The 21,153-nt window shown below is 62.1% G+C and carries 26 protein-coding genes; 11 read left to right on the top strand and 15 right to left on the bottom strand.

Annotation, left to right across the window (positions count from 1 at the left end):
* Positions 1-25 precede the first annotated feature (25 nt).
* Entirely contained in the window at positions 26-913 is an 888-nt protein-coding gene (locus tag AC3WQS_RS28080) for a ScbA/BarX family gamma-butyrolactone biosynthesis protein (RefSeq protein WP_153211487.1), read from the bottom strand.
* A gap of 167 nt (positions 914-1,080) precedes the next feature.
* Positions 1,081-1,626 carry a helix-turn-helix transcriptional regulator gene (locus AC3WQS_RS28075; protein WP_228117944.1) on the bottom strand — a complete coding sequence of 182 codons (546 nt, stop codon included), beginning with the start codon at positions 1,624-1,626 and terminating at the stop codon, positions 1,081-1,083.
* Between the two features lie 633 nt (positions 1,627-2,259).
* On the opposite strand from AC3WQS_RS28075, the gene AC3WQS_RS28070 reads away from it, so the two are divergent.
* Positions 2,260-3,759: a flavin-containing monooxygenase gene (locus AC3WQS_RS28070; RefSeq protein WP_029256422.1), complete on the top strand. Its 1,500-nt coding sequence runs from the start codon at positions 2,260-2,262 to the stop codon at positions 3,757-3,759.
* 101 nt (positions 3,760-3,860) lie between these two features.
* Here the strand turns inward: AC3WQS_RS28070 and AC3WQS_RS28065 are convergent, their stop codons facing one another.
* Positions 3,861-4,319, bottom strand: coding sequence for a hypothetical protein (locus AC3WQS_RS28065; protein ID WP_029256421.1), 459 nt, complete (start codon positions 4,317-4,319; stop codon positions 3,861-3,863).
* A gap of 77 nt (positions 4,320-4,396) precedes the next feature.
* Here AC3WQS_RS28065 and lexA point away from each other — a divergent pair, with 77 nt between their 5' ends.
* The gene (gene lexA / locus AC3WQS_RS28060) at positions 4,397-5,086 is read left to right on the top strand and encodes a transcriptional repressor LexA (protein ID WP_020909365.1); all 690 of its coding nucleotides are present in this window, start codon (positions 4,397-4,399) and stop codon (positions 5,084-5,086) included.
* Between the two features lie 13 nt (positions 5,087-5,099).
* On the opposite strand, the gene AC3WQS_RS28055 is transcribed toward lexA, so the two are convergent.
* The 4 genes from AC3WQS_RS28055 to AC3WQS_RS28040 are packed head-to-tail and all read right to left on the bottom strand — an operon-like array spanning position 5,100 to position 8,456.
* Complete coding sequence (locus AC3WQS_RS28055; RefSeq protein WP_153211489.1) at positions 5,100-5,513, bottom strand: (R)-mandelonitrile lyase; 414 nt, start codon at positions 5,511-5,513, stop codon at positions 5,100-5,102.
* Between the two features lie 29 nt (positions 5,514-5,542).
* Entirely contained in the window at positions 5,543-5,929 is a 387-nt protein-coding gene (locus tag AC3WQS_RS28050) for a DUF2255 family protein (RefSeq protein WP_069145489.1), read from the bottom strand.
* On the bottom strand, positions 5,904-7,376 hold the full coding sequence (locus AC3WQS_RS28045) for an MFS transporter (protein ID WP_492712612.1): 1,473 nt from the start codon (positions 7,374-7,376) through the stop codon (positions 5,904-5,906). The genes AC3WQS_RS28050 and AC3WQS_RS28045 overlap by 26 nt, the downstream gene beginning before the upstream one ends.
* A 42-nt stretch (positions 7,377-7,418) precedes the next feature.
* The gene (locus AC3WQS_RS28040) at positions 7,419-8,456 is read right to left on the bottom strand and encodes a zinc-dependent alcohol dehydrogenase family protein (protein ID WP_021345745.1); all 1,038 of its coding nucleotides are present in this window, start codon (positions 8,454-8,456) and stop codon (positions 7,419-7,421) included.
* A 167-nt stretch (positions 8,457-8,623) separates the two neighbouring features.
* Between AC3WQS_RS28040 and AC3WQS_RS28035 the strand changes: the two genes are divergently transcribed.
* Positions 8,624-9,508 carry a helix-turn-helix transcriptional regulator gene (locus tag AC3WQS_RS28035; RefSeq protein WP_492712613.1) on the top strand — a complete coding sequence of 295 codons (885 nt, stop codon included), beginning with the start codon at positions 8,624-8,626 and terminating at the stop codon, positions 9,506-9,508.
* 26 nt (positions 9,509-9,534) lie between these two features.
* Here AC3WQS_RS28035 and AC3WQS_RS28030 read toward each other — a convergent pair whose 3' ends face one another.
* The 5 genes from AC3WQS_RS28030 to AC3WQS_RS28010 form a co-directional block, all read right to left on the bottom strand.
* A complete protein-coding gene (locus AC3WQS_RS28030; protein ID WP_020971004.1) occupies positions 9,535-10,677 on the bottom strand; it encodes a GGDEF domain-containing protein in 1,143 nt (380 codons plus the stop codon).
* Positions 10,678-10,795: 118 nt separating this feature from the next.
* Positions 10,796-11,260, bottom strand: a complete 465-nt coding sequence (locus tag AC3WQS_RS28025) for an RrF2 family transcriptional regulator (protein WP_492712614.1) — start codon at positions 11,258-11,260, stop codon at positions 10,796-10,798.
* Between the two features lie 62 nt (positions 11,261-11,322).
* Complete coding sequence (locus AC3WQS_RS28020; protein WP_153211491.1) at positions 11,323-12,072, bottom strand: SDR family oxidoreductase; 750 nt, start codon at positions 12,070-12,072, stop codon at positions 11,323-11,325.
* Between the two features lie 75 nt (positions 12,073-12,147).
* Entirely contained in the window at positions 12,148-12,996 is an 849-nt protein-coding gene (locus AC3WQS_RS28015; protein WP_024487511.1) for an LLM class F420-dependent oxidoreductase, read from the bottom strand.
* Between the two features lie 44 nt (positions 12,997-13,040).
* A complete protein-coding gene (locus tag AC3WQS_RS28010) occupies positions 13,041-13,361 on the bottom strand; it encodes a GYD domain-containing protein (RefSeq protein WP_007729728.1) in 321 nt (106 codons plus the stop codon).
* Positions 13,362-13,442: 81 nt separating this feature from the next.
* Here AC3WQS_RS28010 and AC3WQS_RS28005 point away from each other — a divergent pair, with 81 nt between their 5' ends.
* The 4 genes from AC3WQS_RS28005 to AC3WQS_RS27990 all read left to right on the top strand — a co-directional run bounded on the left by AC3WQS_RS28005 (position 13,443) and on the right by AC3WQS_RS27990 (position 15,584).
* Positions 13,443-13,625, top strand: coding sequence for a hypothetical protein (locus AC3WQS_RS28005; protein WP_007729726.1), 183 nt, complete (start codon positions 13,443-13,445; stop codon positions 13,623-13,625).
* Between the two features lie 44 nt (positions 13,626-13,669).
* Positions 13,670-14,485 (top strand): DUF72 domain-containing protein, encoded by an 816-nt coding sequence (locus AC3WQS_RS28000; RefSeq protein ID WP_387403331.1) that lies wholly within the window; start codon positions 13,670-13,672, stop codon positions 14,483-14,485.
* 70 nt (positions 14,486-14,555) lie between these two features.
* Positions 14,556-15,095, top strand: a complete 540-nt coding sequence (locus AC3WQS_RS27995; RefSeq protein WP_037133525.1) for a hypothetical protein — start codon at positions 14,556-14,558, stop codon at positions 15,093-15,095.
* 33 nt (positions 15,096-15,128) lie between these two features.
* Entirely contained in the window at positions 15,129-15,584 is a 456-nt protein-coding gene (locus AC3WQS_RS27990) for a PPOX class F420-dependent oxidoreductase (protein WP_007729721.1), read from the top strand.
* 2 nt (positions 15,585-15,586) lie between these two features.
* On the opposite strand, the gene AC3WQS_RS27985 is transcribed toward AC3WQS_RS27990, so the two are convergent.
* Positions 15,587-16,030 (bottom strand): winged helix-turn-helix transcriptional regulator, encoded by a 444-nt coding sequence (locus AC3WQS_RS27985; protein WP_019745592.1) that lies wholly within the window; start codon positions 16,028-16,030, stop codon positions 15,587-15,589.
* A gap of 117 nt (positions 16,031-16,147) precedes the next feature.
* Between AC3WQS_RS27985 and AC3WQS_RS27980 the strand changes: the two genes are divergently transcribed.
* Positions 16,148-16,552: a PaaI family thioesterase gene (locus AC3WQS_RS27980; RefSeq protein WP_069145498.1), complete on the top strand. Its 405-nt coding sequence runs from the start codon at positions 16,148-16,150 to the stop codon at positions 16,550-16,552.
* 1 nt (position 16,553) lies between these two features.
* Here the strand turns inward: AC3WQS_RS27980 and AC3WQS_RS27975 are convergent, their stop codons facing one another.
* Complete coding sequence (locus AC3WQS_RS27975) at positions 16,554-17,069, bottom strand: MarR family winged helix-turn-helix transcriptional regulator (RefSeq protein WP_019745590.1); 516 nt, start codon at positions 17,067-17,069, stop codon at positions 16,554-16,556.
* Between the two features lie 58 nt (positions 17,070-17,127).
* Here AC3WQS_RS27975 and AC3WQS_RS27970 point away from each other — a divergent pair, with 58 nt between their 5' ends.
* Both AC3WQS_RS27970 and AC3WQS_RS27965 read left to right on the top strand, forming a co-directional pair.
* A complete protein-coding gene (locus AC3WQS_RS27970; protein ID WP_492712615.1) occupies positions 17,128-18,561 on the top strand; it encodes an FUSC family protein in 1,434 nt (477 codons plus the stop codon).
* A gap of 58 nt (positions 18,562-18,619) precedes the next feature.
* A complete protein-coding gene (locus AC3WQS_RS27965) occupies positions 18,620-19,219 on the top strand; it encodes a TetR/AcrR family transcriptional regulator (protein WP_387403328.1) in 600 nt (199 codons plus the stop codon).
* Between the two features lie 21 nt (positions 19,220-19,240).
* On the opposite strand, the gene AC3WQS_RS27960 is transcribed toward AC3WQS_RS27965, so the two are convergent.
* Positions 19,241-19,681 carry a VOC family protein gene (locus tag AC3WQS_RS27960; protein ID WP_020909353.1) on the bottom strand — a complete coding sequence of 147 codons (441 nt, stop codon included), beginning with the start codon at positions 19,679-19,681 and terminating at the stop codon, positions 19,241-19,243.
* 175 nt (positions 19,682-19,856) lie between these two features.
* Between AC3WQS_RS27960 and AC3WQS_RS27955 the strand changes: the two genes are divergently transcribed.
* Positions 19,857-21,020, top strand: coding sequence for an alpha/beta hydrolase family protein (locus AC3WQS_RS27955; RefSeq protein WP_007729711.1), 1,164 nt, complete (start codon positions 19,857-19,859; stop codon positions 21,018-21,020).
* Positions 21,021-21,153 lie beyond the last annotated feature (133 nt).

Raw genomic sequence — 21,153 nt, 5'->3', positions numbered from 1 at the left:
ACGAGAAGAACGTGTTCGTTCCCTTTCATAATTGGTCCGCAACTGTAAGTTCAAGTTCCGCGGTGGTTTCCAGTTCTTGAGTGAACCGAACTCGGTGCACATGGCCTGACGCGTCAAGGAGGGTCGTCGACACCTCGCACGGCGTTTCCCATTCAGTGAACCTCGGAAAGACCGCCGAGAGTGAGGCGATCTTTGTTGCTGGGTTGCCGATGTGGAATCGGACCGCTTGTCGGGCGGCCTCGAAAAGAATCATTCCTGGGATGTGGTCGACGGGGTGGTCGAAAAGGGAGTGGTTGCGCGGATCGGGAGTGCAGAACATCGTGTGCCGAGCAGGATCAGTGCTGATGAGCACATCTCCATCGGTTAGGCGTCCGACTCGCTCCGATCCGACCACCGCGGTTCCGGAAGGAAGGATGCGCCGGCTCGGGCGGTGGTCTTCTCGTCCTTGCCGGATTCGACGGTATCCCTCAGGGCTGACTCCTCGCGCAACAGCTTTGCATCTGGCGACGTGCCGGTTGCCCTCTCTGAGGATCCCCGACACTTCGACCCCCGAGACCGCTCCGTCGCGATAAGTGAGGTTGTCCGCTGTCATCGAGAAACTCAACGGCTCCGCGACTGGTTGCACGTCGAGCGCATCCAACATCTCGAAGCTGAATGTTTCCATGAGGAACTTGTAGTGCAGTGGAATCTCGTATCGGGTGTGGCAGAGAAGCACCACTGCCTGTCGAAATGCTTCTGCCACCCCGAGTGGATCGTGTTGCTCGCTCGATACGTCGAATATCCGGTGCGAGACCGGGAGTTGCACAGCAACCTGGTACGCCGAGTCCGATTCGATCCGGTAGTCCGTCAAGAAAACCTCGGCAACAGCATGTCTGTGGACGAGATGCCGCGGCACTGTGCGTGTGTATTCCATTGATTGAATGCACCTTTCGATGTTCGCTCGTGTCTTCGGTGTCGTGTAGGAACCAATTTTCGACGTCCGGACACGTCGTCGAATCGTCAAAATTGACGATCTTTGCGAAGGTCGAGTTCGATCAGGGGTAGCACCCATCTCAACGAGTGTGTCTGGGGCACTTCCTGCTAGAAGCGTCCGATCCGAAGTTCCAGTGGGTGTCTACGTGCGTCGTGACCAGAGCGGCGGAGCATCGCGCATGCCTCCAGTTGGGAGTGCACCCCCAGTTTCTGCAGGATGCTTCGGACGTGGGCGCGAACCGTGGTCGGTGCGATGTGGGCGGTTCGAGCAATCGAGTCGACATTCGAACCGCCGTAGAGAAGACCCACGATCTCGAACTCGCGATCGGTGAGACTGCCGATTCGTGCGGATTCTTCGGTGCGCAACCGGATGCGTTGTACGAGCGAGGACTTCTCGTGTGCAAGTTGAGTGGAATTGGGGTTGAGTGCGGCCTGCAGTTCATCGAGCAGCGATGCGAACGGGAGTTGAGAGTTGAGCGCGGAGTGGGCGCCCGCAGCAAGCCCCCGAATCATGGAGCGGCCGCTACTGAGATCGCCGACCAGGACCGATCCCTCGAGTGCGGAAAGCTCCTTCACCTGCCAATCGACGCCCCCGAGTGGTAGGAGAACAAGCGCTCTACCGTGATCGCTGGTGTGGTGCCTTAACAGGCTCATGTCTGCGGTTTGTGGCGCGGAATAGGCCCTGGTGCTTATTCCGGCAGCGATTGCATTGGCGAACCCTCGATCGCTATGAGTGGTATACACCGTGACTGTGCTGGAGTGTGTCATAGCGACTACATCACCGGTGGAGGTTCAGTCCGCCCGTTTTCCGCGTTGCGAATCCAAAACCGTTGGTTTCAGCGTGGTTTCGTCAGCGGGCTCGTTATCGGAGTGACCTCTTCACTGATGCGCACGAAGGGTGACAGCGATAGCGCAGTTGTCCGTCCGCCCATGGAGACTCGCGCGTCCGACACCTGATCGTGGACCTTCGAATTATGCTAGGGCGCTGAATATTTGGGCGATGAGTATCCCGCGTAGACGAGCCATTGGACGTTCCGTCGACGACGTGAACGACTCTCCAGTGGCTGGCGGCATTCAGTCGTCTCGATCGAGTTTCCGCGAGCCGGTGCGTCGCACTCTCAATGTTCTGTACCCAGTCGGGTCGAGATATTGACTGTTACCGTCAGTTGCACATACCCTGTACGTTGGCGCTGACCTTAGGGAACCCGGCCTGAACCGGCCGATCGTTCTCGGCCACTGCCGACGCCAGATGTAGCTTCGCGACGACCTACGAAACGAGTTTCCTCCATGACAAAGCATGTCGACGTACTGATCATCGGCGCTGGCTTGTCCGGAATCGGCGCGGCTTGCCACCTCATTCGTGAGAAGACCGGAAGCACTTACGCGATCCTCGAGCGCCGCGAGAACATCGGTGGCACCTGGGACCTGTTCAAGTACCCGGGCATCCGTTCGGACTCCGACATGCTCACCTTCGGATTCGGTTTCCGTCCTTGGATCGGCACCAAAGTGCTCGCAGACGGGGCCAGTATCCGTGACTACGTCGAGGAAACCGCCAAGGAATACGGCGTCACCGACCACATCAACTTCGGCCGCAAGGTCGTGTCTATGGACTTCGACCGTACCGCCGCGCAGTGGTCCGTGACCGTCCTGGTCGAGTCGACGGGGGAGACCGAGACGTGGACCGCGAACGTCCTCGTCGGCGCCTGTGGTTACTACAACTACGACAAGGGCTACCGCCCCGCCTTCCCCGGTGAGGACGACTTCCGCGGTCAGATCGTGCACCCGCAGCACTGGCCGGAGGATCTCGATTACACCGGAAAGAAGGTAGTGGTCATCGGTTCCGGCGCCACCGCGATCACACTGATCCCGTCGATGGCCCCCACCGCCGGTCACGTCACCATGCTGCAGCGCTCGCCCACGTGGATCCAGGCGCTTCCGTCCGAGGACCCTGTTGCCAAGGGTCTCAAGCTCGCACGCGTTCCCGACCAGATTGCTTACAAGATTGGTCGAGCCCGCAATATCGCACTGCAACGCGCCAGCTTTCAGCTTTCTCGCACCAACCCGAAGCTGGCCAAGAAGCTGTTCCTCGCCCAGATCCGCCTGCAGCTCGGCAAGAACGTGGACCTGCGTCACTTCACTCCCAGCTACAACCCGTGGGATCAGCGCCTGTGCGTGGTTCCCAACGGGGACCTGTTCAAGGTGCTCAAGAGCGGCAAGGCCGACATCGTCACCGACCGTATCGCCACGTTCACCGAGAAGGGCATCGTGACCGAGTCGGGCCGCGAAATCGAGGCCGACGTCATCGTCACGGCGACCGGCTTGAACGTACAGATTCTGGGCGGCGCGACCATGAGCATCGACGGCGAGCCGGTCAAGCTCAACGAGACTGTGGCCTACAAGAGCGTGCTCTACTCCGACATCCCGAACTTCCTGATGATCCTCGGCTACACCAACGCGTCGTGGACGCTCAAGGCTGACCTGGCCGCGTCCTATCTGTGTCGCGTGCTCAAGATCATGCGCGATCGCAGCTACACGACTTTCGAGGTTCACGCCGAACCCGAGGACTTCGCCGAAGAATCTCTCATGGGCGGAGCCCTGACCTCGGGCTACATCCAGCGCGGCGACGGAGAAATGCCGCGTCAGGGTGCCCGCGGCGCGTGGAAAGTGGTCAACAATTACTACCGCGACCGCAAGCTGATGCACGACGCCGAGATCGAAGACGGTGTGCTGCAGTTCAGCAAGGTCGATATTGCTGTCGTGCCTGATAGCAAGGTCGCCAGCGCATAGTCGACTCCACCTGAGGCGAACCGGTCGCACCACCCAGACGTCGGTCCGACGTCTGGGAAGGCTGAACGTGACGCTGCGAGATATCGGTATGGCGTGACTGCTCAGGCTGATTCTGTCCGCTTGACCCGCACGTTATGCACAACCATCGGGACAGTTATTGCCAGGACCATCGCTATCACGAACACCGATATGAAAACCCAAGGACGTTCTGTATCGGATGCCCGGACGGTCAACACCGCTCCACTCGTAAGGAGGGGCATCCCTGCTGCCGCGAGTAGATCGACGTGCCGCGGGGCGACAGGAGGTCCGGCGAAGTATGGAACTCGAACCCCCGAGTTCTCCCGAAGCATCCGTCGCTCCGACATCGCGTAAGTGCTCGCGCCGACTGCGAAAATGACCAGTCCCAGTACGACAAGACCAATTCCCGTTCGGGTGGTGAGTGCGGCAAACATGAACACCGATGTCACTGCCGGATAGAGCACCACCAACTTCCAGAGTGGAGTCTTGGTCCGCGTGTCGACTGCAACACTGACCGGGCGCATCGGTTCGAGAGGCTCCATCAGCTCAGCGTGCCATGCGCCGCTCGGGAAACAAACTGCCTGTGCCGTTTCTGGCAGACTGCGGCTGCCTGGCCTGGATGTCGGGACCCCTCACTACGATTCTCGTCGTGACCGATTACGACGATCTCGACATGTTCGGTGGCCTCGACGCCTCCTCCCTGCCGCTCCGCCAGCAGCAGATTCTGATGACCATCCGGGATCTCGTGGCTGCCAACGGGTGCACGCCGAGCACACGGCAGATCGGAGACGCGGTTGGTCTGCGCTCGACGTCGACGGTATCCAAGCACCTCAAGAGCCTCGAAGAAAAGGGCTTCCTCCGTAGGGGAGCGGCCATGGCTCGGCAGTTGGACGTGCGGCCGTTCCTCGTGGGAGCGAAGGAGCAATCGTCGTCGAATACGGTGACGGTTCCGGTCGTCGGTGACATCGCGGCCGGCGCGCCGATCCTCGCGGAGGAGCACGCCGACGAGGTGCTGGCACTTCCTCGCGAGCTCGTGGGCTCCGGCACGGTGTTCGGACTTCGGGTGCGCGGTGAGTCGATGGTCGACGCAGCAATCTGCGACGGCGACGTCGTCGTGGTGCGGCGCCAGGACGAGGCGCATTCCGGCGAGATCGTCGCCGCGATGATCGACGGCGAGGCCACCGTGAAGGTGCTCCGACGTCGCGACGGTCACGTGTACCTCGAGCCTCGTAATCCCGCATACAGCGTCATCGACGGCGATCGCGCGGCCATCTTGGGCAAGGTTGTTTCCGTGATGCGACGTATCTGAGAGGTGTCCGGTCTCAGCGATGGTTGGCGCGGGGACCGTTGTATTCCCCATCGGTGACTTTGTCGCCCCATGTCGTTTCGGTGCCTCCCTCGCCGGGTCCTTCCCACAGCGCAAGGTGGGTCATGAAACGGTCGGGTGCCGCGCCGTGCCAGTGTTCCTCTCCTGCCGGGGTATAGATGGACTCGCCCGGGTGAACTTCGACGATCTCGCCGCCGCGAGCTTGAACCAGCGCGGTCCCGGAGACGATGTGGAGGGTCTGCCCGAGGACATGGGAATGCCAGTCGGTTCGCGCACAAGGTGCAAAGCGAACCATGTTGGCGCGCATCCTCGACGGCTCCTGGCCGGCGTAGATGACGTCCCACCAGACGTCGCCGGTGAACCAGTCGCTGGGTGCTTTGCTGGTGGGCTGGGGCTTCAAGATTTCCATGAGGTCTCCTCGGAATCGAAAGGGGCGGTTCAGTTCTGCGTCAGCGGAACAAGTCGAATGGTGTTGGGTGCGGCGGCGCGGCCGGTGACGGAGCCGACGATCTGCGGGCCGTAGCGGTCGTACTTGGTGTGGTAGGCGGAGTCGATCGCCGAGTGCGCATCCGGTGCGGCGGACTCGAACGCCACGTCCCGCTCAATTCCTCCTGCGCGGATTCGGCCCCTTCCACTTGCCGTTGCTCGGACGAACCACGGGTTGTCGGTTCCGTATGCCGAGCGTACGTACAGTTGGTTGTCGGCACGGACGACCCAAATCGTGACGTACGGCCTTGCGGTGCCGTCGCGGCGGTTAGAGGAGATCTGCAATTCCTCGGCACCACCGATCTTGGTCAGTTCAGCCTCGGTCCACGAGTGCGACATCTCGGCTTCCTTTCTCCTGTTCGAATTGCTTTGTGGTACTTCGCGTTCTCGTAGCCGGGACGATCAGTGCGAGGACGATGACGAGACAAGCGGCCAGCAGGGCGGTGCCTGCGGTGAGAGCCGTTGATACGTGATCGGTGAGTGCCGTTGTGGCGTCGTCGGCAGAGGCTCCGGCGCCCGCGGAAACTGCGACGAGGATGCCGAGTCCGAGAGCACTGCCCAGTTGGTGTGCAGTGTTGACCAATCCTGATGCGGCACCGGCATCCTCGGCCTCTACCCCGGAGATGCCGGCAGAAGTCAGCGGAGCGAAAGCCAACCCCTGCCCGGCGCCGATCAATATCATCGGAAGTGCTATCGCGGTGAGATACGTGCTGCCGGGATGGACCAGACTGAGCCACGCCATCCCGGCGAGGGTGACGGCAATGCCAACCGACAGAATTGCGGAATTTCCGAATCGTGGTGTCAGTCGCGGAATCAGCATCGCCACAGCAAAATTGACGATCGTCATCGGGAAGAAGGCGATGCCAGCTTGGAACGCGCTGAAGCCCATGACGCCTTGGAGTAGCTGAGTGGTGAAGTAGAAAAATCCGATCATGGCGCCCAGATAGAGCATTCGGGCGGCGTACGCCCCGGATCGCTCCCGGCTGCGGAACAACCTCAGTGGCATGATCGGCTGCTCCGCTCTCGCTTCGTTGAGGAAGAGCAGGATCAGTAGGATCGCCCCAGTCGCCAGTGTCGCAACAGCGATCGGTGAGGTCCACCCCGCTTCGGTCGAGTTGACGGTGCCGAAGACGAGTGCGGTCATGCCGAGTGTGGCGAGAACAGCGCCCGCCACATCGAAACGTCCGGAGTTGGGTTCGGTTTCCGGAATGAACCGGGGCGCGAGCGCGATCATCGCGATTCCGATCGGAACGTTGATGAAAAAGCCTGCGCGCCAAGACACCCAGTCGGCAAGGGCGCCGCCGATCACGAGTCCGAGGCTGGCGCCTATTCCTGCGGCAGCGCCGTACCAGGCAACAGCGCGCGTTCGCTCCGGCCCGGGCGGGTAACTGGCGGTCAGCAGTGACAGCGACGCCGGGGCCACCACTGCGGCTCCGACGCCTTGGAGAGCGCGCGCCGCGATGAGCCACCAACCGTTCGGCGCGACCCCGACGAGAAACGACGCAATCGCGAAAATTGCGAGACCGGAGACGAATACGCGACGACGGCCGAAGATATCCCCGAGACGGGCGCCCAGCAGGAGAAGGCCGCCGAACACCAGGGTGTAGGCGTCCTGGACCCAGGACAGCCCGGTTGCCGAGTAACCCATGCTGCTTTGGATGCTGGGTAGCCCGGTGAAGATGATCGAATTGTCTAGCAGGATCATGAAATAGCTGATCAGAATGATCGCCAGGATCGCGGTGGAATTGATGCGACCGGCAACGGGACGGTTGGCAGTGTGGGTCACGCGCTTCTTCTTCGCAAGTGGTGGACGTTCGCAAGTGGTGGATTACGGGCGGACGAGGACCTTCAACGATTCACGGGAGTCCATGGCTCGATAGCCTTCCGCTACGTCGTCGAGCCCGACGGTGTGGTCGAAGACCTTGCCCGGCTCGATCTTTCCGTCGAGCACATCCGGCATCAGCTCTTCGATGTACGCGCGCACCGGAGCCGGTCCACCGGTGAGCGTGATGTTGGGTCCGAAGAGCGTCCCGAATCCGATTGGGGCTTCTTCGTATTGGGGTACTCCGACTCGGCTGATGACGCCGCCCGGTCGGACAACTCCGAGTGACTGCTCGTAGGCAGGCATGTGACCTACCGCTTCGAGGACGACATGAGTGCCGTCGCCTCCGGTCAGTTCGCGGACTTTCTCGATGCCCTCGTCCCCACGTTCGGCAACTACATCGGTGGCTCCGAACTCGAGACCGAGATCCGTGCGGGTCTTGTGGCGCCCCATGAGGATGATGCGCTCGGCGCCGAGGCGTTTGGCGGAGAGCACTGCCATCAGCCCCACGGCTCCATCACCGATGACCGTGACCGTCGTGCGTTGGTTGACGCCACCCTTGACCGCCGCGTGATAGCCGGTGCCGAAGACGTCGGAGAGCGTGAGCAGTGACGGCAGGAGTTCGGAGTCCTCACCGACCGGCGCCTTGACCAGGGTGCCGTCTGCCAACGGCACTCGGATGGCCTCCGCCTGCCCTCCTCCGATCCCGTTTCCGGCCCAGAATCCACCGTGGCGGCAGGACGTCTGCAAGCCTTCGCGGCAGAAGTCGCACGTCCCGTCGGACCAGGCGAATGGGGCGATGACGAAGTCGCCCTTCTTCAACGTGGACACCTCGCGACCGGTCTCTTCGACCACTCCGACAAATTCGTGGCCCATCGGGGAACCACCGGGTGTTGCCGGCATGTTGTGGTAAGGGTGCAGGTCAGAGCCGCAAACGCAGGCCCTGACGACCCGCACGATCGCGTCCGTCGGCTGCTGCAGTACCGGATCGGGCACGGTCTCGACCCGAACGTCTCCGGCGCCGTACATGATGGTTGCTCGCATGGTGTCCCCTCTTGCTTCTGGTATCGCGTGCTTGGAAGTCGACGCTTCTGCGTGAACCGGTCGACTGCAATCAGTCAACGCGGCGCCTCGCGAGCGCGGGAGTGTCTGTTGTTCCAGGTAACGGCAGTACCTCCCTCGGTCTTCGCCGCTCGAGTAACGTGAACTGCATGGACAACCGAGCCGAGATCCGCGAATTCCTCAGCTCCCGTCGTGCTCGCATCACACCCGAGCAGGCAGGGCTCCCGGCTTACGGCGGAAACCGTCGCGTCAAGGGGTTGCGCCGTGAGGAAGTCGCTCTGCTCGCCGGTGTGAGCATCGACTACTACGTGCGCATGGAACGCGGAAATTTGGCGGGAGCGTCGGACTCGGTGCTCGAAAGTCTTTCCCGAGCACTGCAACTCGACGAAGCCGAAACTGCCCATTTGTACGACCTCGCGAAGGCCGCCAGTGCAGGCGCACCGAGTAGAAAGCGGCCCGCCCCCAAGGGCGTGAGCCCGGCGATTCAGCAGATACTCGACGCCATCACCGACGCGCCGGCGTGGGTACGCAATGCCAGGCACGACATGCTGGCGGCCAATCGCATGGCGCGCGCGTTGTATTCGCCAGTCTTGGCTGATCCGCGTAGGCCGGCGAACAACGCCCGCTTCGTGTACCTGGACCCGGCGTCGCAGGACTTCTTCGTAGATTGGGAGCGCGCGGCTGACGACATCGCCGCGATGCTCCGCTCGGAAGCGGGACGCAATCCCCATGACAAGGCGCTGACCGAGCTCATCGGTGAACTTGCCACTCGCAGTGAGGTATTCCGCACCCGGTGGGCGAAACACAATGTGCGCTTTCATCGGACGGGATTCAAAAAGGTTCGTCACCCCGTAGTCGGCGACCTGGAGCTGAACTTCGAGGCGATGGAACTGCCGTCCAATCCCGGGCTGACGCTGCTGGTCTACACCGCGGCGCCGGGGACGCCCACGGCTGACGCACTCAAACTCTTGGCGAGTTGGGCGGCAACCCAGGATCAGTTGGATCCGGCGAACGACGGCGAAGCGGCGCTCTGAGTTCGGTCGGCAAGTAGACCTGTCGATCAGCTCAGATGCGTTACCGCCCAGGCCACCTGGTCTCCACCCCGTCGCTTGGCTCGATACATCGCGTTGTCGGCGTCGGCAAGTATCCGATCGATGGTTCCTGAAGCGTCCGGGATTGTCGAGGACAGCCACACGCTGGCTCCGACGCTCACGGAAATCGACTGCCGACCGGCGGGCCGCGATATCGAATTGTGAATGTCCACCACGGTTTGTTCGATGCGACGTGGCTCCACGGGCATGAGAATCACGAACTCGTCGCCGCCTGTCCGGGCAACCAACCCGACCTCTCCGACCGCTGAGTTCAGACGCCGACCGACTGTCACCAGCATCCGATCACCTTCTGCGTGACCCAGTTTGTCGTTCACGCTCTTGAACGAATCGACATCGATCACCACCGCGAGGACAACGTGTCCTTGGAGTTCGCCGACACCGAACAGCTGTTGCCAGACGTTGTGCAGCCCACGTCGGTTCAGAGCAGCGGTGAGTGGATCGCGCCAAGAGTGTCGTGCATCGTCGGTCAAGTACAAGACGAGGAAATGCACGGTCATCGCGGCGGACGCGATAACACACCCGATGACGAATCCAGTGGACACCGACAGCGAAGAATCGGTATCCGGATCGGTTACAGCGCGAATTGTCAGTAGGGCAACGACGAACAGCGCGCCGACGATCTGTGCCGTGACTATTCGAGGGCTGTGGAATACCGACGAATAGTTCGCGACGACCACGAACAGAACGGCGCCGGTCAACGCCAGGAAGCTCGAATGGATTCCGGCGAGAAGTATCAAGGACAAGCAGATATTGGTGAGCGAAATGAAACGAACGGATTGGTGGTGGCTCGGCCAGGACCGTCCGAGTGACCAGCGAATCATGCAGTAGAGCGCGATCATGCATGCTGCGCCCGCCGCGAGCCGTTCAGGGAGGTCGGTTGCGCCACCCTTCACGAATTGAGCCAGTACGGCGAGTGCCACGAACACGGCGCACCAAAAGGTGACGACCACTCTGGCTGTCCCCAACATCGATCGAGCAGCCAGAAACCGAGGGAACCATTCACCGTCGTACGCAAGAGACCACCAGCGACGCAACAGTCCAGTTGTTTGACGAATGTTCTGCCCCAACCCCGCAGCGCCACTGACTCCCATGAAACCCCCTCCGAGATCTTGCGAAAATTCCCGGAAGATTCTTCGTCAAGATTTGATCCCCGAACAAGGTACCCGATAGTTGAACGATGGATTGATGCCTCGTGAGGTGTGGGCCGCTCTAAAGTGCGATCGGTGTGGTCAGGATCTTTCTGAGTGCCGGAAGATCCAGGGTTGCAGCAAGATCTGCAATCGTGACTCCCGACAGCGATGCGCGCCAGGCTTTTTCGGCGTCGGCCATGACTTTGGCAATTCCGCAGGCGGAACGGCACTGCTCCGGTGGAGCGGCGAGGATTCCTTGCTGTCGAATCTCCGTGCACCGGAACGCAGGTTCAGTGCCGTCAACGGCCTGGACGACGTCGAGAACGGTGATTTTCTCGGGAGCCCGGGTGAGGACGTACCCACCGTCTCGGCCCTCGGTCGGATTGACCAGACCGGCGTGCGCGAGCGCTCGCAGATGCTTCGCCAGGTATGTCTTCGACACCCCGTGAAGTTCGGCGAGTCTGGCTGTGGGTACCGGCCCCTCGGCCTGGCTGAGAACCACACAGCAGTGGAGTGACCACTCCACGCCTCCGGAAAGCTTCATGGTTGAACTCTATCGACGTGGTGGAAAGCGGTGCGGGCCGGACGTCGCTCGAATGGTCGACGTCAGGCCTTCTCGGCAAGCCACGCGTCGTACGTTGTCCGCGCGATCCATGCGTCGGCGCCGGGTGTCGGGGTGAGTGCCGAGTTGTCGAGTTTCGCGCCGAAGTATCCGGCCTCGGGATCGGAAATCACCGAGCGCTTGTCGCCGGTGACGACGAACAGGCGCCGGACCAGTTCGTCGATGCCCAGCGGTTCGGGCCCGGCGATCTCGACCGTGCCGTTACGCGGCGCACCGGTCACTACCTCGGCGACGTGAGAAACGACGTCCCGTGATGCGATGGGCTGCAGATGTGCCTGTGTTGCATGGACCGTGCCGTCGGTGGTTCCGGCGTCGGCGATTCCGGCGACGAACTCGAAGAACTGGGTCGATCGGACGATCGTGTATGGGGTCGGGCCGGCTTTGACCAGGTCTTCCTGGGCGACTTTGGCTCGCATGTACCCGGAATCGGGCAGTCGATCGGCGCCGACAATGGACAGGATGACGTGGTGGCCGACGCCCGCCTTGTCTTCTGCGGCGAGGATATGGCTGGTTCCGTCACGGAAGAAGGCCAAGACGTCTTCGTCCGACCACGACGGAGAATTGGTCAGATCCACGACGACGTCGGCACCATCGACTGCTTCGGCGATTCCTGCGCCGGTGGTGATGTCGATCCCGTCTGCCCGACCGAGCGCCTTCACGTCGTGCCCGGCGTCAGCGAGCTTGGCGGCGACCTGGCTTCCGATCAGTCCGCTTCCGAAAATGACGATCTTCATGATTTTCTCCTTTACTCGGATAAGCCGTGTCCAAGTATACTCGGACACAACTTATCCAAGTCAAGGGTTGTCTGATCAGCCGAAGAGTTCGGCTGCCAGTGCTTCGTAGGTCGCGAGCGGATCACCCTCGGCGGGAAGTGCTTGGATCGCAACGTGATCGGCACCTGCCGCGACATGCTCCCGAAGTCGATCCGCGATGGACTTCGCGGTACCGCGCGCAACCAGAGCGTCGATGACGCGATCGTTTCCTTCGTTCGCCAACTCTTCGGGCGCAAAACCGAGGCGCTCGAGATTGCTCGTGTAGTTGCGCAGATACAGATACGGGTTGGCGACGGCGGGGCGACCGATTGCTCTGGCCTTCTCCGGATCGGTTTCCAGAACAACCTTGTGCTCGGGGGCAAGAATCTTCGAAGGGCCGAGGATTTCACGAGCTTCGGCGGTGTGTTCGGGGATGGTCAGGTACGGATGCGCGCCGGCAGCGCGATCTGCGGACAGTTTCAACACCTTCGGTCCCAGTGCGGCGAGGACGCGCCGCGATTCCGGGACCTGGGCCTCGTCGAGTTCGTCGAGGTACGACACGAGCGAGGCGTACGGCTTGGTGTAGTCGCCGGTCGCCTCCGGATGTCCGACGCCTACGCCGAGCAGGAATCGCCCCGGATGCGCGGCTTCGAGTCGGTGATAGGACTCCGCCACCTCGGCCGCAGGTGAGGACCAGATGTTGACGATTCCGGTCGCCACAGTGATGTGCTCGGTCGCGTCGAGAAGTTTCTCGGCGATCCGTAGATCGGCGCGTGGTGAGCCGCCGATCCAGATGGTGCCGAAACCGAGTTTCTCGATCGCTGTTCCCAGTTCGGGCGGCAAACCAGCCGCTCCTCGCCAGATTCCGTAGGTGCCCAGGTCAGGTGTTTTCGTAGTCTCCGTCACAGCGGGTGCAACTCGGCTGCTGCCGGGATCTATTCCTTCCGTCGTCATTTGCCCGGCGCGCGGTAGTCGGTCGGTCGCTTGACTGCCTCGTCGATCTGCTCCGGCGTGAGCAGTGTGATCGACTCCGAGCGTGCTGCACCTGCCGCAGCCGTGCGAATGCTCAATGCGGCTGCCGCGACGTCGTCCGGTAGGTTGCCGATGACGAACATGTCGTGACCGCCCAGTGCGAAGTGGCAGGATTCGACTGTGCCGCCGATGCTTTCGACCATTCGGGTTATCGCGTCGCGCCGCGCAGTGCCTCCCTCCTGCTGTAGACCGGCGGCGCCGGAGGGTGAGTACGTCACTTGCCAGAGGTATTTCGGCATTTCCACTCCTTGCTCGGGATGGGTACTTCGATCGTGTACCCGTAGGGCGCTCGGTGGCAATGGGTAGGGGACAATCACGGCATGGTTGGAACTCCGGTGATCGTGACTATCGTGTCCGTGTGTGTGGGTTTTGTGATCTTCATGCTGGCTGCCAGTGGTGCACGCGGAAAGTGGGACCGTCGCCTCGTGATCGCGTTGTTCGTCGGCGCGGTGGTGTGCCTGACCGTCGTACCGGTATCCGTCGCGCTCAGTGCCGGAGTTTGAAACACGGAGTGTCAAAACGCTCGAGTGCCGCTTAGTCTGAATCGATGGCAGATATTCGGGTAGGTATCTCCGGGTGGACGTATCCCGCGTGGCGCGGAGATTTCTATCCGAAAGGTCTTGCTCACCGCAAAGAATTATCTTATGCCGCAGAGAGATTGACGTCGATCGAGATCAACGGCTCGTTCTATGCCCTGCAGAAGCCGGAAAGCTACACCAAATGGCGCAGTGAAACTCCCGAAGATTTTGTGTTCGCGATCAAGGGTGGCCGGTACATCACGCACATGAAACGACTGCTCGACGCCCGTGACGGACTCGCCAACTTTTTCGCCGCCGGAACACTCGCCCTCGGTCCCAAGCTCGGACCGATCCTGTGGCAACTACCTCCGACGCTGCAGTTCGAACCGCAGCGGTTGACCGGCTTCTTCGACGGTCTTCCCCGCACCACCCAGGCTGCAGCCGATCTGGCAGCACAGCACGACGACAAGCTCACCGAAGACCGAGTGTTCGCCCAGACCGAGAGGAATGTGCCGATTCGCTACGCGGTGGAAGCGCGGCACGCCAGCTTCGAGACCGACGAAGCCGTGGACCTGATGCGCGAGCACTCCATCGGTTTTGTCGTCGCAGACACCGCCGGCAGATATCCCCGCATCACCACTCCGACTACCGATTTTGTCTACGTGCGGATGCACGGGGACAAGGAACTGTATGCGAGTGGGTACACCGACGAAGCTCTGGACAAGTGGTCCAAGCGCTTTCGGGATTGGATGGACGAAGGCCTCGACGTGTACGTCTACTTCGACAACGACATGAAAGGCTTTGCGCCGCACAACGCAATGTCCTTGTTGGAGCGGCTGCGCTGACGGATCGCCTGGCCTGTCGGTGGGATGTGGAAGGCTTCCGCATGAACGCGAGGACCGAGGAGATACCACGATGACGCCAGAACAGCGGACGCCGGAACAGCGGACGCCGGAACAGCGGACGCCAGAACAGAGCTGGCCGACGCATTGGCCGAAGGTCGCCCGTGACATCGCCGATGCCACGGCCGACGCACTCGCCGCGGTGCGGGCGGCAAATCGTGACGGACTGCTCGTGGCTGTCGAGGAACTGCGCGGGCTCTCGTTCGAGCAGGTCAGCTCGGTTCACGCGGCGATCGTGCGCGAATTGCTCGAGGACACGCATCCGGACGGCTTGTCCAGCGAGGACGTGCAGGATGCGCTCACTGTTTGCGCCAAGTCCACAATCGTGTGGCTGCCGGATCTGGACGTGCAGGCGCTCGCTGCGGTTTACACCGGGGCGCTCGGGATTTCGGATCTGGAAGACGATTCGTTCCGCATCGGGCACGGCGCGTACCTGCGTTCGGCGGTTCTGGTCATCGGAAGTCTGTCGACCGGAGTGAAGAAAGCTCAGAGCGCGTACGTCATTCGTGCAATCGACGAAATCGCACGTGCTCAGACCATCGAGATGCCCTGAGCGTCAGCTCGTAAATCGAATTAGGCTGAGGTCATGTCCAAGATCGCCAGCGCAGATCGTGTTTCGTTTGCCGAACTCCTCGAGTTCATCAGGCCGCGTCATCGGGCCACGTTCGTCACGGTGAAGAAATCCGGCGAGTTGCAGATCTCTCCGGTGACGTGCGGGGTCGACGACGAGGGTCGGATCGTCATCTCCACGTACCCGGAACGGGCCAAGGCCGCGAACGTTCGCCGCACCCCCGCGGTGTCTCTGTGTATCCACTCCGACGAGTGGAACGGTCCGTACGTCCAGGTGAACGGAACCGCGGAGTTGATCGACCTCCCGGACTCGGTGGAACCGTTGGTCGACTACTACCGATCCATCGCCGGTGATCATCCCGACTGGGATGAGTACCGCGAAGCCATGCGCAAGCAGGGCAAGAGCCTGATCCGCGTCACCGTCGACTCCTGGGGCCCGATCGCAACAGGCGGGTTTCCGCCCGGACGCTGACGCTATCGAGCAGGTGGCGAGAGTTCGACTACGTGCGCATCTCTGGCGGCCAGCGGTTCTTTGCAGTGTGCGCACACAACTTGGGCGTGCAGGATCTCACCGCAACGATGCTCGACGACGGTAGGCGGCGGACCCGTCGTCGCAAAGGTATCTCCCCATTCCATGAGTGCCATCAGGATAGGGTAGAGCGCCTTCCCTGATTCGGTGGCGACGTATTCGTAGCGCGGTGGATGGTCTTCGTAGCGACGCTTCGTGAGGACGTCGGCCTCGACGAGGGTGCGCAGACGCGCGGCGAGGATGTCGCGGCTCGCACCCGTGCCCGCGGCGATCTCGTCGAACCGTCGTTGTCCGAGGACGATTTCTCGGAGCACCAACAGTGACCACTTCTCGCCGACGACCTCCAAGGCGTTGGCGATGGAGCAGTTGCGTCCTTTTGTCGCCGTCATCTCTGGGCCCCTGTTAGTTGGAGAAGTTAGTTGGGAATTCCAACTTAGCACTTGACGGTATGTATTCGAGGGCGGAAGGTAGGTCGAGAAATCCAACGGAGCAGATGAGGGGTCGTCATGACGGAATTGAATCTCGAGGCAGCAAGCGGATTTGTCAGCGCTGCCGGATTGCAACTGGACGAGGTGTCCGGCACGAAGGTCGTCGGGCACATCGATCTGTCCGAGGCGCATCACACTCCGTGGGGTGTAGTCCACGGCGGTGTCTACACGACCGCCGTCGAGTCGGCCGCGAGTATCGGAGCCAGCACTGCAGTGGCAGATCGCGGCGAATTCGCCGTCGGCGTCCACAACGGAACGGATTTCCTGCGGGCGCGTACGGGTGGGCGCGTGGACGTCGTGGCTCTCCCGATTCAGCAGGGACGCGTTCAGCAGTTGTGGTCGGTGGTCATCACCGATCCGGAATCGGGCAAAGAGGTGGCGCGCGGTCAGGTGCGGTTGCAGAACGTACCGCTGCCGAAGTAGGTCAGTCCCAGATCCCCGAGTCGATGTTGCGTGAGATTCGTTTGAGCAGTGCCGTCAACTGGGCGCGTTCGTCCTCGTCGAGTCCGGTCAGTACTTGACGGTCTCGCTCGACGCGACGGGGAAACTCTGCCTCGACCAATGCGCGACCGGCATCGGTGAGTTGAAGTAGAACCACCCGTCCGTCGTGTTCGAAACGCTGACGCTCGACAAAGCCCAGCTTGGCCAGACGGTCTGCGTGTTTTGTGGTGGCGGCGCCGCTGACCATCGTGACGGCGGTGACTTCACTCGCTCGCAGGGGACGGTCACTGCGAGCGAGTGCGCTCATCACGTCGAATTCGGCGCGAGAGACCCCGCTGGACGCCAGGGCGCGATCGAGCTGGTGAAGAGACTGCGCGTTGATGCGGGCGATCCGGCCCATCACTTCGACGGGGGCGGTGTCGAACTCCGGGTAGGCGCGCTTCCATTCGCGACGGACTTTGTCTATGAAGTCGTCTTCGGATCTGTCAGTCGCACCCATGGCCCCATCTTAGCGACAGAATTCACATTACTTCACAAGTAATTTACTGGTGAAATAAATGTATGCTGAGTCGGTGACCCGAACCGAAACCGCAGCCAGGACGCCCAGCCGTCTCACTCATTCGAGTGAGGCCATTGCACATACGGTCTCCGGGGCGACGTGGCGAGCGGCTTTTCGCGTCGGATCCGCCGACGCGACAATCGCCCCCGCGATCAGGGTCGGGCTCGCCACCGCCGTAGTCCTCGTGGTCGGCGGACTGCTCGGGCATCGGGAGTTGGCCGGCTTCGCGGCCTTGGGTGCGCTGTGCGCCGCGTTCGGTAGGTACGAGCCGTATCCCCGGTTGGCGGGCAAGCTGGCGATGGTCGGTGCCGCATTGGTGGTTTCCATCGCTTTCGGCAGCGCAATGGGTGTTGTGGGCGTTCCGATGTGGTTGCAGATCGGCATCCTGTCGTTGCTGGCCGGTGCGTCGTACTGCTTCATGTCGGGCTTCCGGATCACCGGACCAGGGCCCGTCATCCTCGTCTTCGCGGCGACCGGTGCAGCCGGATATGCCTCCAGTGTCGATGATCTGGCGAGGCTGGTGACTGCCGGTGCGCTCGGAGTTGTGGTCGGTTGGGTGGCCGCGATGCTCCCAGCGCTCGTACTGCCGATGGGGCCTGCCCGTCTGGCAGTTGCTCGTGCAGTCTCCGCGGTGGGGCGTCTCGAACAGTCCGGCACAGACGCAGTGGAACCGGCGCTCGGATCGATTGCCAACGCCCGCTTGGTCATTGCGTCGAGCGGTCGGATCAAGTCGACCGTCGATCACGGACGCGAACTGGTGGCAGTGCTCGACGAAGCAGAAGCGGCAGTACAGCAATGGCAGTTGCACGGCGACGCGACTTTGATCCGGAGTATTGCTCAGCACGAGAAGGAACTTCGGAAGCTCAAGCGCTCCAGCATGATCGAACACGACCTCGCGCCGGCGCCCACGCTTGCCGCACCCGAGGGCTATTTTCTCGAAGGATTGCGCCGACTGTATTCGCGCCCGGTTCGGATGAATGCTCTCCGCATCGTGGCGGCCTCGGCTCTGGCCGGTTGGCTCGCGGCAGTCGCCGGGTTGGAGCATCCGCTGTGGGCGTCGATGGGTGCCATCGCCGCGATGCAGGGACTGAACTACAAGCAGACCGTCCAGCGCGGGATTCAGCGGTTGGTGGGAAATGTCGGTGGCGCCGTCGTGGCCGCTGGGCTCATCGCTTTGACACTCGGCTACTGGCAAGCCGTTGCCGTGATCGTGATTCTGCAGACTGCTGCGGAGCTGCTCGTGATCAAGAACTATGCGCTGACGTCACTGGCCGTCACTCCGATGGCACTGCTTCTCATCGGTTTCAGTGCTCCGATCGGGACCGAAGCGGCAGTGGCTCGCGTCGCGGACACTCTCATCGGCGTGGTGATCGGTATCGTCGTCGCCGCTGTCACGATCAGTCGATCGGATCGCCACCACGTCACCGTGTAACCGTTATTGCTGTGCTTCCGGTACTGCTGTGTTTCCGGTACTGCGTAGGCTCCTGCAGGTGGAGGACAGCACGCCGATCGACGGCCGAAAACTGCGTTACCAGCATCGCCGTGCCGAATTGCTCGCGCAGGTAACCGCGTATGTCACGGCGAACGGCGTCGGTGAACTGTCCATGCGGCCGTTGGCCAAGGACCTGGGGATCAGCCATGCGACACTCATCCACCATTTCGGTTCGAAGGAACAACTACTCACTGAAGTAGTCGCAACCCTGCGAGACAGCTCTTCTCTCGACATCTCTTCCGGGACCGACATCGTCGAGATGTTGACGAGTTACTGGAATGGGCGCACATCAGCGGAATCGTTGCCGAACTTTCGCTTGGTGTTCGAGATCTACGGACAGGCGTTATTGCATCCGGAGCGGTATCGCGAGTTTCTCGATCATGTGGTGGGGGACTGGTTGGGTGGTTTGACGGAAGCTGCGCTCGCGCATGGATGTCCGCCCGATCGCGCTGATCGCTACGCGACGATCGTGTTGGCGCAGATTCGGGGGTTGACGCTCGATCTCGTGACGACCGGTGACCGCGTCAGAATCGACGCGGCGTTTGCCGAATTCGCGGCCGCGATGGGCGCTCTGGTCAGCTCGTGGAAGGCGATCTGACGGTCCGATTGCCGTGACGCTTCAGGCGATCTGCTCGAACAGGGACACGATGATCCCTTCCGGCCCACGCACGTAGGCCATGCGCACGCTGTTCTCGTACTCGCCGATCCCGCCGATGAGCCCGTAACCATCCGCAGCCACCGCGTCGACCGCCGCCTGGAGATCGCCCACCTCGAAAGACACGTTGCGCAGACCGATCTCGTTGGCCATCGGAGCAGGCGATCCGGGTACGTGGTCGGGCCTGACGAAGGACGAGAGCTCGAGCCGTGACCCTTCGCCCGGAGGGCGCAGCATGGCGATTTCACACTTTGCTCCAGGGATACCGCAGACGGTTTCCACGAACTCGCCCTCCACGGATCCGGTGCCCTCCACCTCGAGACCCAGAACGACGAAGAACGCCGTCGCTGATTCGAGGTCCGCGACGGTGATGCCGATGTGGTCGAAACGCTGTACGTGTGCCATGGACACATCCTCCTACTGTTTCTTCGTGCCGGTTCGATACTGGGTCGGAGTCGGGGCCGGGATCTCGACATGTACGTGTCGCAAAGCTGCAAGATTTTGCTTGACCGATCGGTTAAACAAAATCTACGATAACGTCCAACGAGGTCGCCCACCGCACGAACCGGAGTCGTCAGACGTGAAATTCCAGTCGAAGTCGTTTGCCCGCATATCCATCGCAGCCCTCTGTGCTGCAACGATCGGCTCCGCCGTTGCTGCGCCCATCGCGTCCGCGCAGGCGCCGAGCGCGTCGCAAGCCACCGGCACTGTGGTGTCGAGTGAGCCGCTACCGAAGGATCTGTGGATTCCGGGTACCGCCGACGCCAAGCGATTCACGTACTGGACCATCGGTTCCAACGGCGGGCCCGCGCTGAGCAGTGGCGCGTACTACGTCCCGGCCGGCCCGGCACCGGAAGGTGGTTGGCCCGTCATCGCCTGGGCGCACGGCACCACCGGACTCGACGATTCCTGTGCCCCTTCGCTGGTCGGTCCCGGCCTGCCCGAACGTGACTACCCGTACCTGGGGCGCTGGCTCTCGGAGGGCTACGCCGTCGTCGCCACCGACTACGTCGGTCTGGGTACACCAGGGCTGATGCCGTACCTCGACGGAAAGGTGGAGGCGCACAGCGTAGTCGACTCGGTCAAGGCGGCCCGGGTCATCGACTCCTCCATCTCGAATCGTTGGGCAGTGGTCGGACAGTCGCAGGGCGGCGGTGCGGCCATCACGACGGCCCGATACGCAACCGAGTACGGAGGGGATTCGCTCGACTACCGCGGTGGCGTGGGTACCGGAGTGCCGGCCAACATCGAGTTGACCCTCCTGCCTGCCGGTCCGGGCTTCCCTCCCATCGCCCTCGGCGGCGGGTTGACGTCGTACGCGCTCTACATCCTCGCGGGCTTGCGGGAAGCGCACCCCGAGATCGACTTGAATTCCTACCTGAACGACTTGGGAAGGGAAAAGGTCGACTCGGCCGAAAAGCTCTGCGCCGCAGACCTGGACGAGGCATCCAAGGATCTGGTCCTCGGTGACATCTTCTCCCGCCCGCTCAGTCAGATCCCGAACTTCCAGGGTCTGCTGAACGATTACATGGGTGTACCGACCAGTGGATACGACCGCCCTATCTTTATCGGCCAGGGCCTGCTTGACGTGGATGTCCCTGCACCGTCTGCACTTTCGCTGGTTGCAGCGTTGGTCGCCAACGGTGAACCGGTCACGTTCAAGACCTACAACACCGATCACAGCGGCGCTTTGGTCGAATCGCAGGCCGACACGATTCCGTTCGTCGCGAACCTGTTCCGCTAGGCTTACCGAGAATCCAGATCATCCGCGGGGGGGGGGGGGGGGGGGGGGGGGGGGGAGGGGGGGGGGGGGGGGGGGGGGGGGGGGGGGGGGGGGGGGGGGGGGGGGGGGGGGGGGGGGGGGGGGGGGGGGGGGG

It is taken from the genome of Rhodococcus sp. FW305-130, assembly GCF_058788335.1.
The sequence above is the reverse complement of the archived record's forward strand: the minus strand, read 5'-3'. Positions and strand labels throughout refer to the sequence as shown.